The following is a 16,231-nucleotide window of genomic DNA, read 5'->3' as shown; positions in this document are numbered from 1 at the left end:
AAAATATATACTTAATGTTAATTAATGTCTTACTGGTATCAGACGATTTGATAATTAAAATGCCGATATCAAGGCGTTGAAAGCTATTACAAGAATTTTAAATAAGAAACGAGGGATCATTGTGGACAAGGAGTTCCAGCAAAAGCTGGCTCAAATAATGAAGGCAAATGATTGGCATCTCGGAATCGGCGATGTGTCTAATGCAACCGGGGTCTCGCAAACTAAGTTGCGGTACTGGGAGCACAAAGGGTACATTGAAAGCATTCAAGGTAAAGGCCAAAACCGCAAATTTACCTATAGTATGTTGATGAAAGTCTACCAAATGAAATTGTTACTGGACCAGGGCTATACCTTAGCGGTAGCAGCGCAAAAGGCTGAATCAAAAAGTCATGAGCTCAAAATATTAAAGCAAGTCTTATTCGATCGTTTTGAGGGGATGGCTGAAATTGATGGTGAACCGGCAGTGAACTTGGGATATTTGGACGATAAGCAGGACTCAATCCTTTATGCAATTGTTAACAAGGACGGCACGAAGTTCAAAGTCGTTCCCGTGACCAAGTAAATTTTAAGAAATTTATGCTTGCTTTTTATACCCCTTAAAGCGTTACACTGTTAATGTTAGAAAAATTGATGGAGGAAAATTCATGTTAGAAAAAATCACTTATAAAGAGCTGCTCAGCCACGCATTTGATATTCCGGTGTCCGTGACATACTGGGATGGTAAAACTGATAACTACGGGGATGGCGAGCCGCAAGTTAAGATTGATATTAAGAAAGAGATTCCATTAAAGAAAATGACTTCTGAACCAACTTTGGTGCTGGCAGAAGCCTATATGAATGGTGATATTGACATTGAAGGCAGCATTCAGGAATTGGTTGCTTCCGCCTTTCGTGCTGATCATAGTTTCTTAACCAACAACCCATTTTTAAAACACTTACCAAAGATTTCCCACTCTGAAAAAGCCAGTGAATCAGACATCCAGAAGCATTATGATATTGGAAATGACTTCTACAAGATGTGGCTTGATAAGACCATGACTTATTCATGTGCTTATTTTGAACATGATGACGATACTTTGGAACAAGCACAGATGAACAAAGACCGTCATATTCTGCATAAACTTCATCCAGTTGCCGGCAACTCACTGCTCGATATCGGTAGTGGCTGGGGAACCTTGTTATTCATGGCTGCCGAAGACTTTGGCTTGCATGCTACTGGAATTACGTTGAGCCAGGAACAGTATGATTATACGAAGCAACAAATCAAAGAACGTCACCTTGAAGGCAAAGTTGATATTTTGCTTGAAGACTACCGTGAAGTAAAGGGTCAATTCAACTACGTTACCTCTGTTGGAATGTTTGAACACGTTGGTAAGGAAAACCTTGGCTTGTACTTCCAGAAGGTTCATGATTTCTTGAAGCCTGAAGGACGCGCATTGATTCATGGAATCACCGGGCAACATCAAGGCGCCGGGGTTGATCCATTCCTGAACAAGTACATTTTTCATGGTGGCTACATTCCAAACGTCGCTGAGAACATGACTCATATCATGGATGCAGGGATGCAGATGAGCGACTTGGAACCACTTCGTCGTCATTATCAGAAGACTCTGGAAATCTGGTACGCCAATTACATGAAGGTGATCGATAAGGTCCAAGAGAAGTACGGTGTCCCATTCTCAAGAATGTGGAGCATGTATCTTCAAGCCAGTGCCGCTTCATTTGAAGCCGGAAACATTGACGTGATGCAGTATCTCTTGACTAATTCACCAAGTGGAACGGGTCTGCCAATGACTCGTCAGTATGTTTACCAAGCTAAGGGCGAATAATTATTTTATAGCAATATTAAAGGGAAACGCATTTTGCGTTTCCCTTTTATTGTTCCTTGTGCCAGCCAATGTCTCAAGGCTTGTTTCCACAACTTGAGGCCCATATGAAGATGGCCAAGGAAAATGGCGTGACCAAGGATGAAATGGTGGAGATTATCACTCACTTGGCATTTTATGCTGGTTGGCCAAAGGCTTGATCGGCATTTGGCATTGCCAAAAAGATATTTGATTAGTCTTAATTTCAGCTCCGATTTTTCCTCTCAAAGACTATAATTAAGTTATTAATGATGAGGGGAATGTGATCAATTTGAAGAATCATTGGAAACGATTTGTAATCAGCACATTGATTGCTGGGATTGCTGCTCTGGCACTATTTGTGTTGGCTGGCAATTCTGGAAGCACTGCTGCAGCTACGTGGCATAACGGGACGCCGACTATTTTGCGAGGGAAATGGCGGACTAAAGTTTCCCGAGAATACGGTGTTTCGGGAAGAGCCCACTTACACATTACTAAAAAAGGATTAATGAATTCACCAAAGTTTCCGCCCCAGGATCCTGACTATACGAGCAAGCTTCATTACAGATATGTTGGTAAACACGTCTACAGTATTATCGGGCGTGAATTCAACAATGCCCCAGCTAATGGCATTAAAGTCCATTTCTTGGTAAAAGTCTATAACCACCACAAAATTTACTTCAAACAGGTCAATGGTAGTTCGGATGGAAATGGTGTGTTTTACAAATATTAATTATGAGCAGCTGGGATAATACTCAGCTGCTTTGTTTGTAAGAAGACCAAATAAGTTTGCTATATTAATGCTCTCTGGATTCGCTTAGGGTAGGCATACTAATTTTAAAATTGAATCTAGTTTAGAATCATTATTGAAAAGTGACTTCGTTTATCGTACACTTAAGTCAGTTAGTAAATGACTGACATAGGAGGATACAAATATGAATTTCATTGGTAAAGAGATTGATGATTTCAAGGTAAATGCATTTCAAGATGGGGATGTTCATCCAGTTACCAAGAAGGACTTGTTGGGGCACTGGTCAATTGTCTTCTTCTACCCGGCTGATTTTTCGTTTGTATGTCCGACTGAACTAGGGGACTTGGCAGATAACTATGATGCTTTCAAAAAAGCTGGCGCTGAGATCTATTCTGTTTCCGAAGATACCGAATTTGTCCACCAAGCTTGGCATGAGCGAAGCGAAGAAGTTGGCAAAGTTCAGTATCCAATGATCGCTGATCCGGCTGGTAAATTAGCCCGGTTCTTCGAAGTGTTGGATGAAGATGCCGGCCAGGCTTATCGTGGTGTGTTCATTATCGATCCTGAAGGCAAGGTTCGTTCGTACACAATTAACGATATGGGAATCGGCCGGAATGCTAAAGAAGTCTTGCGGACGTTGGAAGCTGCTGAATTTGTTGCTGAACACGGCGACCGGGTTTGCCCAGCGAACTGGCAGCCAGGTGAAGAAACGCTCAAGCCCGGAACCAAATTGGTTGGTAAGATTTAGATGGTAAGCCTGGGGGATAGTTCTTTAGGCCCCAGAGTTTAACAAGAAAATGGCAGGGGCCTTCAGTTTGTCGCAGCTTTGGACTGTCAGAGTAGTGATCAAAGTTGCCATTACAAACAAAAAAAGGTTATGTCTCAGCTGTTTTGGAGTGTTCGATCACAAAACGGTGTGGCACCACAATACTTTCAATCAAGCAAATTTGCTTGTTGGTTAGGATTTTGGTGCCACACCGTTTTTTAGTCGAGTTGGCTTCTCATAAAAGTCTTCAATGATTTGAGATTCCGAATAAACGCATCGCTATCATCACCGAGTATCCGACGCAGGTTGGTTTCGGTTGCATCATAAAACAATCGAATTTTCTTGGCAAATTGGCGTGCTCTGGCTGTCAGTAGGATCATTTTATAACGGCTGTCAGTTTTGGATGGTGATCGGACAATCAACCCCCTTTTTTCCATCAGCTTAAGTAGGGCGGTCGCAGAGGACTTTTGAATATTGAATTCACGTTCGACATCTGTTTGGTAAAGTTCCTGCTTGGATTCATTTCGATAGACAAAGTCAATAATGGACATTTGAACTTGGGTAATGCCCATCTTTTTAGCTTCCCGATCAGAATAACGTCCTAGATCGTTATTGATATTTTTGAGTAAAATTCCAATTTGTTCTGACATAAGCACCTCATAATTCTATTTCAAACTAATTACATTTAGAATTATTGTATACGATTTCTTGGGGGTTGTAAATGAGAAAAAGTGTTGATTTACTTTTGAAAAGATGATAAGTTAGTACATAGTTCTATATAGAACTAATTGTTTTTTTGGGAGGATTTTATGAATCGAAATGTATCAATTAAACTTTACTTATCAATTATTGCAACGGGGTTAATGGCGTTTTGCGGTGTTCTGATTGAAACGGCGATGAACGTTACTTTTCCGAAACTAATGACTCAATTCAACGTTGATACAGCAACCGTTCAGTGGTTGACGACGGGCTATCTGCTAGTTGTTTCAATCATTATTCCAATTTCCGGTGTGCTTAAACGACGATTTACAACGATGAAGTTATTTATAACTGCTAGTATCTTTTTTATCGTTGGGTTATTAATTTGTTCCTTAGCAAACCGTTTTGATATTCTACTTATTGGCCGAATTATTCAAGGTGTCGGAACTGGAATTGCTTTGCCCTTGATGTTTAACATTATTTTGGAACAGGCGCCGTTAGATAAGATTGGTTTACTAATGGGGATCGGGACCCTAGTAACTGCCATTGCACCAGCGTTGGGACCCTCATACGGGGGCTTTCTAATTGGCATTAATTGGCACCTGATTTTTGGTATCTTATTAGTTATCATGGTGATCGCTTTGATTATGGGGCTTGCGTCAATTAGACAAGTTTCTAAGCCGGAGAGAGTGCCTTTAGACTTTGTGTCATGGCTAATGATCTCAATCTTTTTTGCCGGAGCGATTCTCGCTTTCAATAATATTGAATCGTCTTTATCAACAGCTGGCATTTTTGGTCTAATCGCTTTAGTTGGCTTGATTGGTTTTATTATCCGTTCCAAGCGGATTACAAGACCGATTGTGAACCTTGACGTTTTTAAGAACAAATCATTCAACCTTCACGTTGTCAGCTTTGTTATGTTTCAAATTATGAACGTGGGGGCGGCATTTGTGCTTCCCAACTATTTGCAGATTGTTGCCCATACGTCATCGCTTACTGCCGGCTTGTTGCTGCTACCTGGTGCAGCACTGGGTGCCATTTTAGCACCCATTAGTGGGACAATTTATGACCGATTGGGGGCCGGTAAACCGATCATGATTGGCTTGTTCTTTCAAACCATCGGCATTATTCTCCTAATGGTTGAGGCATTATCGGCAAACCCCATCCCACCGCTTATCGGCTATATCTTGATGATGCTCGGCACTGGATTCGGTATGTCGACCATCATTACCAATGGCCTGGCACAGGTGCCATCTTCTCAAAACGTTGATGGAAACGCCGTCTTTAACACTCTTCAACAATTTGCCGGAGCCTTAGGAACGGCTATTGTAGCGCTGGTGGTGGCATTAGCTCAAGTTTCCACGGATTATGCACACACCACTGCTTTGGGCGCCCAACATGCATTTTTGTTGTTGCTTATTTTACAAGTGGTTAATATTAGCTGTATCATGCTAGGACTTCGCTTTGGGAAAACAACGGCGAATGAAGCCGACTGATAGTTGTATATAAGTAATTGAAAAAGGCAGCTTCATGCGATAATCTTCTTATCGGATGGGCTGCTTTTTTGATTCTAAGATTAAAATTGAGGATGCATTAATCTTACCGGCTAATATTAGTAGAATGATGGTTTATCGAACTTCGTATTTGGTTCATTAACGCCAAGACTCTTCCGAGCAAATTTCCGCGAATCATCGTTCAAAATATCAATGATCAGTTGGGCAACTGCCTGTCGGGTAACCTCGGTACCGCCAAATGGCTCACCACTTTGAGTTAACTCGTAGTTGGTATTGCCGTCTTTGTTGTACAACCAAGCCAGCCGGAGCAGGGTGTACGTTAGATCAGAATCTTCAATCGCCTTGGCAGTGACCTTGCGCTTGGTAATGGAACTTTCAATCATACTGGTATTCCACTGGCCAAAGGCACCTTTGACTTCGTCTTCGATTCCTAAGACGGTTGCACCAATGAACTGGTGAACGTGGTTGGCGTCCATTGCTTCGATGATATTGTTAACAGATGTGATATCACGCATTTCATTCAGATAAACAGCGTCAACACCGTTCATGGCATCGTTTAAAGTTTGTTTATCATTAAAATCACCATCAATCACCGTTTCCCGTTTGGGATCAGTCACCTTGAGTCGGCTGGTTGCGTTTCGAGCATATAGTTTTAAATTAAAATCAGTTTGTTTTAAGAGCTGGGGAATCAAGAAACTGGGAATTTGTCCTGCAGCACCAAGAATTAATACAGTTTTCAAATAAATCCCTCCTTAAAAAGATTTAGGTACAACTCAACTATAACGCAAATTATAGTATGCGTTGTAGTGAGCAATCTTTTTTCGTGAAGAAAGGCATTCTATTGAGCTAATTTTTGGAGCGCTTCTTGAGCGGCAACATTCATGATGTTCCAAGGACGGTCAAAGCCTGGTTGGAAGAAGAAGTCGGCATAAGCTAAATCGTCCAGAGTCATCTTACCTTGAATGGCCAAACTAATTGCGTTGATGTTTGCGGTCACGTCGCGTTTGGACATGATTTGGGCACCTAAAACTTGATGATTTTCGGGGTTAAAGGTCAGTTTGAAGTAGACCTGTTGATTTCCAGCGGCATCAGGAACAAACGGTGGTTGAGTGGTGTCGGTGACGAAAGCGGATTGCGTCTTAACACCATTTGCAGCCGAAGTTCCTTCTTTGAGACCGGTTGAAGCAAAGTGATAATCAAAGACTGAGAGTGCCGATGAACCTGAGACGGCTGGCATTTTCATGTCATGACCCAGCACATTCTTGGCAGCAATCCGACCTTGACGACGGGCGTTAGTTGCCAGTGCAATTTGCAATGATTTGCCAGTTGGGGCAAATGGCACCTTGGTGCTGTCACCAACGGCGTAAATATCAGGTTGGCTGGTTTGAAGATGATCATCGACCTTGACCAAGCCTTTATCGGTTAAGTCGAGGGTGTCCTTTAACCAGTTGGTGTTGGGCTTGATCCCGGCAGTTTCGACAACTAAATCACTTGGGTATTCTGCCTGATCAGTTTTAACAGTGGTTACCTTGCCGTCTTTGCCAGTAAATTCCTTGACGGTCTGACCGGTTGCTAAATAAATGTTGTGATCGGTTAAAGTCTTTTCAAGAATGTCAGTGAATTCCTGATCCAGATAAAGTGCCAGTGGGCGAGGAAGAATATCAATTAGAGTCACGTGCTTGCCAGCCTTCGAAAAGACTTCAGCAGCCTCGATTCCAATGTATCCAGCGCCGATGACAGTGACATTTTGCACATCTGGATCAACAGTTTTAGCCTTTAATCTGATTGCCCAATCACGGCCCCGCATGGCGTAGACATTTTCCAAGTCACGACCGGAAACCGGAATGCTGGCGGGAATTGCACCGGCAGATAAGATCAATTTGTCATATTTTTCTTCGCGGGTTGAATCATCATCAAGGTTATGAACCGTCACGGTATGGGCATCGGGATTAACCGAGGTGACTTCTTGGTGAACGAACACGTTGACACCTTTTGCCCGCATTCCCTTGGCAGTTGCATAACGGACACTATTAACATTCTTTACAACGCCCTCAAGATATAGCTGCATGCCACAAGATAGGAATGAAATGAAATCACCTTTCTCATACCACTGGATTTCAGTATCCGGCTGTTCAGCCAAAATTCCTCTAACTGCTTCATATCCACCATGAGATGAACCAACAACAATAACTTTCATGAATGATACCGCCTTTCTTAAGCAAAATTAACAAGTTGTGAACCTGTTAGCTTTAGCGTAACATATTTGAGGCATTAATTGTAAAATTAGTTTAGAATGATTATAATTTACCTCATGTAAGAGTTGTCAATCAATTTATGCCTGCTCACTCAAACTAGCTATAATACCAATCGAATAACTATATACCGAAAGCTTCTCATAGTTTATTAGTAACTACTTTTTTAGAATGATTATATTGGGAACGCTACCAAAGAGACTGCAATTTTTACGACATTTGGTCTAAAAAAACGCCTCGAAAATATCGGGACGTTTGTCTTCATTTATTTCAATAAATAATCCAACGTAACCGTGCCCGCAGCCTTTGCTGCAATCAGCAGGCATTTTTCGTTCATCATGAAGTCGGGGCTGTGGTGTGGGTGATTGGCGCCATCATCAGTCATGCAGCCGACATAGAAGAAGATGCTGGGCTTTTTTTGGGCAAAGTAGGCAAAATCTTCGGAAGGATCTTGGGGACCAAAATCCGTAACTTGATTGACTTCTGGGATCTTGGCGTCCTTCAAAACTTTTACGACATACTGACTGAAATCAGGATCGTTGTAGAGGACTGGGTAGTTGTCATCATAATCTAGTTTAGCAGTGACGCCGAATGTGACTTCAATTCCGTGGACAATCTGCTTGATTTGTTCACGAATTTTTTTGCGGGTGCTTTCTTTCATGACTCGGACATCGCCTTTGAGGGTCACTGATTCCTTGATGGCGTTAAATGAACCTGCACCATCAAAGGAACCAATTGTCACGCTGCCGGTATCAAACGGATCAAGCCGTCTGGAAACCACCGTTTGTAAAGTCGTCACAAAGTAACTGCCGGCAACAATGGCATCATTAGACAGATGTGGCATCGAAGCGTGACCGCCTTTGCCAATGAATTTGACGGTGAAGTCTGAGCGGCCGGTTTGGCTCTCACCATAATGATAGCCAATCGCACCGGTTGGCATTGACGACATCACATGAATCCCAACCACATGATTAACGCCGTCTAAAGCACCGTCAGCGACCATTGATTTGGCACCACCGGGAGAAACTTCCTCAGCAGGTTGGTGGATGATCCGGATTGATCCTTTGAGTTGGCTCCTCAAGGCAATGAGATTTTTAGCCAGCACCATCGTATAAGCTGTGTGGCCATCGTGACCGCAAGCGTGCATGACACCTGGGTTCTGTGACTTGAATGGCAAATCATTATCCTCTTGAATCGCCAAAGCATCAAAATCAGCTCGTAAAGCTAACTTCGGACCAGGTTGACCACTGTCGATATCGACCAAGATACCATAACCATCACCGCAGTCGCTGACGGTACAGTCCAAATTTTTGTAGTAATCTTTGATGTATTTGGCAGTTTCTTTTTCCTGAAACGATAATTCAGGATGTTCATGAAGATGACGACGGATTTTGATCATCTCAGCCTCATCGTTTTCGAGACGCTGCATTAATTCTTGTTCTAAATCCAATTGTTGAACCTCCTAATTTTCTTTTTGTTTGTCCAAAGTTCGTAATAAAATTGGTTTAATTCGGTAAAAGATGACTTCTGCGACCACAAAGCCGACTGCCAGGGCAATCGCGATTGTCAGAGCGTTAAACATATACTGTCCGGTCCGCATTTCGTTGCCAAGGGTAAAGCTGCGCATGCCCAAATATAAGATGCCGCCCGGCACCAACGATACCAGACTGGGTACATAAATCATGTTGACGGGGACTCGGAACATGACCGCTGAAATGTTACCTAAGATGCCGATGACAATGGCAGCGGTAAAGTTCGGCAGGATGAGACCGTTGTCAACTTGAAGCACCAAGTAATATGCGACCCATGCCAGCGATCCGGTAATGCCGGCTGGAAGTAAAGATCGGCGGGGAACGTTGGTGACCAACCCAAAGCCGACTGTAGAAGCAAAACTGACGATTAATTCAATCAAGACTTTCATAGGCCGCCTCCGATTATGTGGAAAATAATGCCGGACAGTCCAGCACCAAGGACAACACCGGCGCCGATTGACCCTGCAATGATCAGGGCATCGACTGCCCTGACCACGCCGGAAATAGTATTGCGGTCAATGATTTCTCTAAATGAGTTGGTGATTGCGACACCGGGGACCAACGGCATCAAGGCGCTGACGATGATGTTTCCAGCGTTGGTGGCAATTCCAAGTGATTGTAGGACAGCTGCCAAAAAGCCCACCGTAAATCCACCCAGTCCAGCGGCAACGTAAGGGGTTTTGATTCGTGGACTTGAAAGGGCAGCGGCCAGATAGCCAAAGATACCGACGAAAAATGCCAAGCCCAAGTCAGCCCAAGTTGCCTTAAATAGCAGCATTGGCGCCACTGAAACTAAAGCCGCTCCGAAAACTTTTTCCGGCCAGGTGAAGTCGATAACCTTCTTGTCGATCTGTTCAATCGTCCGTTTGAGCTCATCAAAATCAATTTGGCCCGTCACAAATTTGCGCGACATGGTATTGATTTCATCGACTTTTTCCAAATTAAAATCACCCAGGCGGACTTTCACCAGGTGGGTCTTGGTCTGATTTTTGACCCCAACAAACAGGGCGGTAATTGTTGCGTGGCAGCTGATATCATAATGAGCAGCCCGGCCAATGTATTCAACCGTCCCTTCCACCCGGGATGTTTCTGCACCACTGGTGAGAAGAATTTTGCCGACCCTGCCGCACACGGCGATCAGTTCGTCTTCAGATATTGATTGATCCATACTTTCACCCCTTGAAAATTTCTTTTGTAACTATTATAAGCTCATATGATTTTAATCAGGACAAAAATATTTTTTGAAATTAGGTTGACAACGGCATGTTGTGCTGATAAAGTTAGGATCAATTATTAAAAATAAATTAGACATTGAAGAGAAGAGTAACACTAACGCATTCCCAAAGAGAGCTTCGTTTGGTGAGAGAAGTGGTTTGCAGCGGCGTGAAGATGAGCTCTGAGTCAGGTATCCGGTCGCAAGGCTAGGATGCCCGCACGTCCGCGATAAAGGACCGGGTATTCCTAGGAGTACTTATTGAGGCTGTCATTGTGAGGTGACAGTAAATCAGGGTGGCATCGCGAAGCTTTCGTCCCGTAGTTATATAACTATGTGGACGGAAGCTTTTTATTTTATCTAAGGAGATGATTTGGATGACGGCAAATGCAATTAACGGGTTCTTGAACGCGGAACAAAAGTGGGTTAACCACGAAGCAACTAATCCTCTATCAATCTTGGTGTTGAATCTGATGCCGACTCGACATAACACGGAGCATCAATTTTTAACACGATTCAGTGAAATCAATTCTGATGTTGAGTTGACGTTTATGTACCCGGCATCCCATCATTTTCAAGGAACTCCGCGAGCTGACATTGAGCAAGATTATGTCTCTTTGGATCAAATCAGAGATGCCCATTATGACGGTTTAATTATCACCGGGGCACCGGTTGAAACATTACCATTTAGTGAGGTTGATTATTGGCAGGAGTTAGAAGAAATCATCAATTGGTCACGAGATCACGTCACTGAATGTTTATATGAATGTTGGGCGGCCCAAGCCTGTTTATTCCATGACTTTGGTATTCGCAAACACCTGCTGTTGAGTAAATTATTTGGCATTTTTCCAGCTGAAAGGATTAATGCAGAATCACCGATTGCGCGTGGATTTGGCGCCGGAGGACTCTTGAAGATGCCACAGTCACGGCATACAGGAATTGTTCTCGATGAAACTCATCTTCCCGAAGGATTGACAGTCGATGTCAGTTCGACTGAGACCGGGCCGATGATCTTATCGGCTAAGCAGCTTCACAGCACCTATATCACCGGTCATCCGGAGTATTCAGAAGGGACGCTTGCACTAGAATATTATCGTGATCTGTACGAACAGATGCCCATCCGACTTCCGAAAAATTACTTCATTGATCAAGATTCCGGCACCGTGGACTATTCCTGGAAAGCCAGCAGCATTCAAATTTATGAAAACTGGACGACAATCATTGCCAATAAGAAAGTAGGGTTATCAATATGACAGAAGAAAATAACAACTTACATTTTGAAACGCTCCAAGTTCACGCAGGTCAAACAGTGGATGAAACCGGCTCACGAGCCGTGCCGATTTACCAGACGACCTCATATGTCTTCGACAATCCGGAACAGGCAGCTGGCCGATTTGGTTTGACTGATCCCGGCAACATTTATACCCGACTGACCAACCCAACGACTGACGTAGTTGATAAGCGGGTTGCTGCTTTGGAAAATGGGACCGGTGGTGTGACGCTGGCAACCGGTTCAGCTGCCATCACTGCCGCAATTTTGAACGTAGCCGGTAAAGGGGATGAAATTGTCTCAGCCAGTACCTTGTATGGTGGGACCTTCAATTTATTTAACGTTACTTTGCCAAAATTGGGGATCAAAACCCACTTCGTAAATCCGGATGATCCCGCCAATTTTGAAACACCAATTAATGAACACACCAAAGCCCTTTATATTGAAAGTATCGGTAACCCAGGTATTAACCTGATTGATTTTGAAGCGGTGGCTGAAGTTGCTCATCGACACGGGATTATATTAATTGTCGACAACACCTTTGGCACGCCCTATCTTGTTCGGCCACTTGATCATGGTGCCGATGTCGTTGTTCATTCTGCGACTAAATTTATTGGTGGCCATGGTACAACAATGGGTGGCGTGATCGTTGAAAACGGCAAATTCGACTGGAACGCCAGCGGCAGATATCCTGGGTTTACTGAACCGAATGCCCAATACAATGGTTTAGTGTTTGGGGATCTCGGGGGAGCTGCCTTTACCACGAAAGTCCGGGCAGAATCTTTACGGGATTTAGGCGCGACCATCAGTCCATTTAACTCATTCTTGTTACTGCAAGGTCTGGAATCATTATCGCTGAGAGTTGAGCGTCACGTAGAAAATACGAAGAAAATCGTCAACTTCCTGCACAATCATCCTAAAGTAGCTTGGATTAATTATCCTGGGTTGGAAGACAGCAAATATCATGACTTGGCAGAAAGATACTTTCCAAAGGGGGTCGGCTCAATCTTCACCCTTGGTTTAAAAGGTGGCGAAAAGGCCGGCAAGCAACTGATCCAAAATCTCGAGTTATTCTCGTTATTGGCAAACGTTGCCGACGCCAAATCGCTGATTATCCATCCGGCTTCAACGACACATGCTCAGTTGAACGAAGAAGAGCTGCGTGAAGCTGGGATTACACCTGATTTGATCCGCGTTTCAGTGGGGGTTGAAAATGCTGACGACTTGATTGCTGATCTCAGTCAAGCACTGGACAAGATTCCTGCGGATGTTCACGAGGCGGTGGGGGCACCTAAGCCTTAATTTAAACCATCTGATTGATCGAAGGATTAACTGCATTCATTGCGGTTAATCCTTTTTCTTTTGATATCAACTTTCTGTGAGTTATTCAAAAAAGTGGTGTGATTTTACTGGTTTGGGTCCGCCTGCCATAGTGGCTTTGATTTCAAGCCTGTAGTCTCGAAATATCGTGGTGTTGTAATCGCCGATTTTATCGGCTTCAACAACACTTTCACTGTGGCCGGCAATACCAAGCCAGCAAAATCAGCTTACAAAGTGTTAATTCTGCAAATGCTCTTTTGGATGTTTTACTGTAACTTTTACAAATCGCCGTCATAGCAGTCGGATTATCCTTGCCTATTTGGCTGTTTGCATCAGCACTGTCGAAGTGGTGATCAAATTTAGACTCATTTTCAAAGTAGCCGTGCCTCAGTTTGCCGGCATTGCCAGCAGTAGTGAAAGTGCTGTTGAAACGACTGAAGGTCGTGATTACAGCATCTTGGCATTTCGAGACTACAGGCTCGAAATCCAAGCCACTACAGCAGGCAGAGCCGGTGGACTGAGGCACGGCGGAATTGGTGAGTTAAGCAATGACGTCAGCTACCAAGATCCAATCATGAATATTATCAGCACAAAAATAACATTATTATTCATGAATAAAGAACTGAATAAATTTCCTTCACAAACCAAATATACATGAGTATACTCATAATAATGAATAAATATCAATAATGAAATAATATTATGAATAATATCTAAAAAAACGTTGCATTTTCCTGCATGGCGTTGTAAGATGCTTTCAATTCATTAATATTCAATTAGAAGAATATTTAGAAAAATGAGAGGCGATTTATTTGCAAGTGGCATTAGTCGGAATTACAGGATATGCAGGCATGGTGTTGTATCAACTATTGCGTCAGCACCCAGAAGTTGACGATATTAATCTCTATGATCACAAACTAACTGAAAATGAGAAGTTATCTAAGATGGTTCCTGCTTTCTATGCAGACAGCACAGAAGTTCAGCCATACACACCTGATGCAATCATGGCAGATAACCAAATGGTCTTCTTCGCCACATCAGCGGGGGTAACTTCACAGCTCAGTCGGCCATACATAGCTGCTGGCTTCCCAGTGATTGATTTGTCGGGCGACCTACGATTGAATGATGAGGACGAATATCAACGTTGGTACCACAAGCCTTCAGCTTCCCGTCAGGCAATGACCCAGGCACATTACGGACTGGCAGATTTTGAATCAGCTGCCGGTAAGAAGTACGTTGCCAACCCTGGCTGTTACGCCACTGCCACGTTGTTGGGATTAGCCCCACTCATTCAACACGATTTGATCGATTTGGACACGATCATAGTCGATGCCAAATCGGGAACGTCCGGTGCCGGCAAAAATCCAGCGCAGTCAACTCATTTCACCCAAGCTAATGACAACTTACAAATTTACAAGCCCAATCAACATCAGCACATTCCAGAAATCATGTTGGAGCTGCAAAGTTGGAATCATAACGTGAAGGCGATCCAATTCATGACCACCTTAATTCCAATTACCCGCGGCATCATGAGCACCATTTATGCAAAGGTCAAACCTGGTGTTGACGGCGATCAAATTAACCAAGCATATGAGGAAACGTATAGCGACAAATCATTCGTCAATTATATGGGAGAACACTTACCCGATATCAAACAAGTGGTGGGCACCAACAACTGCAATATCGGCGTGGTTTACAACCCGGTGACCAACACGGTGATGGCCGACAGTGTCATTGACAATTTGCTCAAAGGTGCTGCCGGGCAAGCCGTTCAAAACTTTAATCAGATGTTTAACTATAAAGAAACCAGTGGTCTGGAGCTTCAGACGTTCCTACCATAAAACAAGGAGAGATTGCGATGCAGATGACAAGTGAAGACTTAATTGAAGTAACAGAATTTACCTGGCCCAAGGGTTATGATGCGGATTCCACTCATGCCGGACTTAAGCCCGACCAAGATGATATGGGCTGGATCTATTCAGAAGAACCAGCGGATGCAGCTGGTGTCTATACAACCAATCAGTTCCAGGCGGCGCCAACCAAGTTAACCAAACAAACCATCAACTTGGCCCATAAACTGCAGGCAGTTGTTATGAACGCTGGTAATGCCAACTCATGCAACGGGTCCCAAGGAGAGACCGACGCCATCATGATGCAAAAAATGGCGGCTGATCGTCTTCAAATCGACCCCCACATGGTAGGAATTGCTTCAACCGGCGTGATTGGCGAACCACTGCCAATGGCAAAGATTAAGGCGGGTATTTCGCAACTCAAATTAACCAAGAACGTTGGCGTGACCAAAGCCATTTTGACCACTGATACTCATCCAAAGACGATCACCGTCAAATGTCTGATCGGCGGAAAAGTTGTCACGACCACTGGCTTTTGTAAGGGTTCTGGCATGATTCATCCCAATATGGCCACTATGCTGGGCTTTGTCACCACCGACGCTGCAATTGCCGGAAATGATCTTCAGCAACTCCTCAGTGCAACTGTTGATGAAACCTTTAACCAAATCACCGTTGACGGCGACACTTCCACCAATGACATGGTCGTTGTGATGGCAAACGGTGCTGCTGGCAATGATCCGTTGAAAGAAACAGATTCTGACTACCCGACTTTTGTGGTGGCCTTCAAGAAAGTGTTAACGCATTTGGCCCAAGAAATTGCCGGAGATGGCGAAGGGGCTTCAAAGCTGGTTGAGGTCAACGTTACCGGTGTCTACGATCATTTGGAAGGCCAGCAGGTTGCGAAAGCGATTGTTGGTTCCAATTTAGTCAAAGCGATGATCTTTGGTGAAGATGGCAACTGGGGCAGAATCATGCAGGCAATCGGCCAGACAACTGCCCATGTAGATTTGGATGGTGTCAGCATTGCGATTAATGATCTGCAGCTAGTTAAGAATAGTCTAGGAACTGGGATTGACGATGCGGAGGTCTCCAAGACACTTAACCAACCGAAAGTGACGATCGACGTTGACTTAAACGCCGGTCAAGCCTCGGGCACCGCTTGGGGTTGTGACTTAACTTATAAATACGTTCAGATTAACGCATCATATCGAAGCTAGGAG

The 16,231-nt window shown here is 43.7% G+C and carries 16 protein-coding genes and 1 pseudogene; 11 read left to right on the top strand and 6 right to left on the bottom strand.

Annotated elements, in window-relative coordinates:
- The first annotated feature begins 121 nt into the window (after window positions 1-121).
- The 5 genes and pseudogenes from FD05_RS06730 to FD05_RS06710 all read left to right on the top strand — a co-directional run bounded on the left by FD05_RS06730 (window position 122) and on the right by FD05_RS06710 (window position 3,343).
- Window positions 122-562: a MerR family transcriptional regulator gene (locus FD05_RS06730; RefSeq protein WP_020281045.1), complete on the top strand. Its 441-nt coding sequence runs from the start codon at window positions 122-124 to the stop codon at window positions 560-562.
- Between the two features lie 82 nt (window positions 563-644).
- The gene (locus FD05_RS06725) at window positions 645-1,829 is read left to right on the top strand and encodes an SAM-dependent methyltransferase (protein WP_020281046.1); all 1,185 of its coding nucleotides are present in this window, start codon (window positions 645-647) and stop codon (window positions 1,827-1,829) included.
- A gap of 68 nt (window positions 1,830-1,897) precedes the next feature.
- Window positions 1,898-2,026: pseudogene (locus tag FD05_RS06720) on the top strand (carboxymuconolactone decarboxylase family protein); the annotation flags it as partial.
- 110 nt (window positions 2,027-2,136) lie between these two features.
- Complete coding sequence (locus tag FD05_RS06715; RefSeq protein WP_152436162.1) at window positions 2,137-2,577, top strand: hypothetical protein; 441 nt, start codon at window positions 2,137-2,139, stop codon at window positions 2,575-2,577.
- Between the two features lie 202 nt (window positions 2,578-2,779).
- On the top strand, window positions 2,780-3,343 hold the full coding sequence (locus FD05_RS06710) for a redoxin domain-containing protein (RefSeq protein ID WP_020281049.1): 564 nt from the start codon (window positions 2,780-2,782) through the stop codon (window positions 3,341-3,343).
- Window positions 3,344-3,579: 236 nt separating this feature from the next.
- Here the strand turns inward: FD05_RS06710 and FD05_RS06705 are convergent, their stop codons facing one another.
- Entirely contained in the window at window positions 3,580-4,011 is a 432-nt protein-coding gene (locus FD05_RS06705) for a MarR family winged helix-turn-helix transcriptional regulator (protein WP_020281050.1), read from the bottom strand.
- Window positions 4,012-4,170: 159 nt separating this feature from the next.
- Between FD05_RS06705 and FD05_RS06700 the strand changes: the two genes are divergently transcribed.
- Window positions 4,171-5,556 (top strand): DHA2 family efflux MFS transporter permease subunit, encoded by a 1,386-nt coding sequence (locus tag FD05_RS06700; RefSeq protein ID WP_020281051.1) that lies wholly within the window; start codon window positions 4,171-4,173, stop codon window positions 5,554-5,556.
- A gap of 116 nt (window positions 5,557-5,672) precedes the next feature.
- Here the strand turns inward: FD05_RS06700 and FD05_RS06695 are convergent, their stop codons facing one another.
- From FD05_RS06695 to FD05_RS06675, 5 genes are all read right to left on the bottom strand, one after another.
- Window positions 5,673-6,314 (bottom strand): NAD(P)H-binding protein, encoded by a 642-nt coding sequence (locus FD05_RS06695; protein WP_020281052.1) that lies wholly within the window; start codon window positions 6,312-6,314, stop codon window positions 5,673-5,675.
- A 98-nt stretch (window positions 6,315-6,412) separates the two neighbouring features.
- Window positions 6,413-7,771 carry an FAD-dependent oxidoreductase gene (locus FD05_RS06690; protein WP_020281053.1) on the bottom strand — a complete coding sequence of 453 codons (1,359 nt, stop codon included), beginning with the start codon at window positions 7,769-7,771 and terminating at the stop codon, window positions 6,413-6,415.
- Between the two features lie 320 nt (window positions 7,772-8,091).
- Window positions 8,092-9,276, bottom strand: a complete 1,185-nt coding sequence (locus FD05_RS06685) for an amidohydrolase (RefSeq protein WP_020281054.1) — start codon at window positions 9,274-9,276, stop codon at window positions 8,092-8,094.
- 12 nt (window positions 9,277-9,288) lie between these two features.
- On the bottom strand, window positions 9,289-9,747 hold the full coding sequence (locus FD05_RS06680; protein WP_020281055.1) for a threonine/serine exporter family protein: 459 nt from the start codon (window positions 9,745-9,747) through the stop codon (window positions 9,289-9,291).
- The gene (locus FD05_RS06675) at window positions 9,744-10,526 is read right to left on the bottom strand and encodes a threonine/serine exporter family protein (protein ID WP_020281056.1); all 783 of its coding nucleotides are present in this window, start codon (window positions 10,524-10,526) and stop codon (window positions 9,744-9,746) included. The genes FD05_RS06680 and FD05_RS06675 overlap by 4 nt, the downstream gene beginning before the upstream one ends.
- Window positions 10,527-10,948: 422 nt before the next feature.
- On the opposite strand from FD05_RS06675, the gene FD05_RS06670 reads away from it, so the two are divergent.
- The 5 genes from FD05_RS06670 (at window position 10,949) to argJ (ending at window position 16,228) form a co-directional block, all read left to right on the top strand.
- Window positions 10,949-11,824: a homoserine O-acetyltransferase/O-succinyltransferase family protein gene (locus FD05_RS06670; protein ID WP_020281058.1), complete on the top strand. Its 876-nt coding sequence runs from the start codon at window positions 10,949-10,951 to the stop codon at window positions 11,822-11,824.
- A complete protein-coding gene (locus FD05_RS06665) occupies window positions 11,821-13,143 on the top strand; it encodes an O-acetylhomoserine aminocarboxypropyltransferase/cysteine synthase family protein (RefSeq protein WP_020281059.1) in 1,323 nt (440 codons plus the stop codon). Before FD05_RS06670 ends, FD05_RS06665 begins: the two co-directional genes overlap by 4 nt.
- 367 nt (window positions 13,144-13,510) lie before the next feature.
- Window positions 13,511-13,819, top strand: a complete 309-nt coding sequence (locus FD05_RS06660; protein WP_152436163.1) for a hypothetical protein — start codon at window positions 13,511-13,513, stop codon at window positions 13,817-13,819.
- 154 nt (window positions 13,820-13,973) lie between these two features.
- Window positions 13,974-15,002, top strand: coding sequence for an N-acetyl-gamma-glutamyl-phosphate reductase (gene argC / locus FD05_RS06655; RefSeq protein ID WP_039932791.1), 1,029 nt, complete (start codon window positions 13,974-13,976; stop codon window positions 15,000-15,002).
- Between the two features lie 17 nt (window positions 15,003-15,019).
- Window positions 15,020-16,228 (top strand): bifunctional glutamate N-acetyltransferase/amino-acid acetyltransferase ArgJ, encoded by a 1,209-nt coding sequence (gene argJ, locus FD05_RS06650; RefSeq protein WP_020281062.1) that lies wholly within the window; start codon window positions 15,020-15,022, stop codon window positions 16,226-16,228.
- Window positions 16,229-16,231 lie beyond the last annotated feature (3 nt).

It is taken from the genome of Lentilactobacillus otakiensis DSM 19908 = JCM 15040 (genome assembly GCF_001434145.1).
GTDB classification, from domain to species: domain Bacteria; phylum Bacillota; class Bacilli; order Lactobacillales; family Lactobacillaceae; genus Lentilactobacillus; species Lentilactobacillus otakiensis.
The sequence above is the reverse complement of the archived record's forward strand: the minus strand, read 5'-3'. Positions and strand labels throughout refer to the sequence as shown.

Bases quoted from the DNA above. Each gene is read 5' to 3' on its own strand.
- FD05_RS06725 (WP_020281046.1), top strand. From the start codon at position 645: ATGTTAGAAAAAATCACTTATAAAGAGCTGCTCAGCCACGCATTTGAT.
- FD05_RS06710 (WP_020281049.1), top strand. From the start codon at position 2,780: ATGAATTTCATTGGTAAAGAGATTGATGATTTCAAGGTAAATGCATTT.
- FD05_RS06705 (WP_020281050.1), bottom strand. From the start codon at position 4,011: ATGTCAGAACAAATTGGAATTTTACTCAAAAATATCAATAACGATCTA.
- FD05_RS06700 (WP_020281051.1), top strand. From the start codon at position 4,171: ATGAATCGAAATGTATCAATTAAACTTTACTTATCAATTATTGCAACG.
- FD05_RS06690 (WP_020281053.1), bottom strand. From the start codon at position 7,771: ATGAAAGTTATTGTTGTTGGTTCATCTCATGGTGGATATGAAGCAGTT.
- FD05_RS06680 (WP_020281055.1), bottom strand. From the start codon at position 9,747: ATGAAAGTCTTGATTGAATTAATCGTCAGTTTTGCTTCTACAGTCGGC.
- FD05_RS06675 (WP_020281056.1), bottom strand. From the start codon at position 10,526: ATGGATCAATCAATATCTGAAGACGAACTGATCGCCGTGTGCGGCAGG.
- FD05_RS06670 (WP_020281058.1), top strand. From the start codon at position 10,949: ATGACGGCAAATGCAATTAACGGGTTCTTGAACGCGGAACAAAAGTGG.
- FD05_RS06665 (WP_020281059.1), top strand. From the start codon at position 11,821: ATGACAGAAGAAAATAACAACTTACATTTTGAAACGCTCCAAGTTCAC.
- argJ (WP_020281062.1), top strand. From the start codon at position 15,020: ATGCAGATGACAAGTGAAGACTTAATTGAAGTAACAGAATTTACCTGG.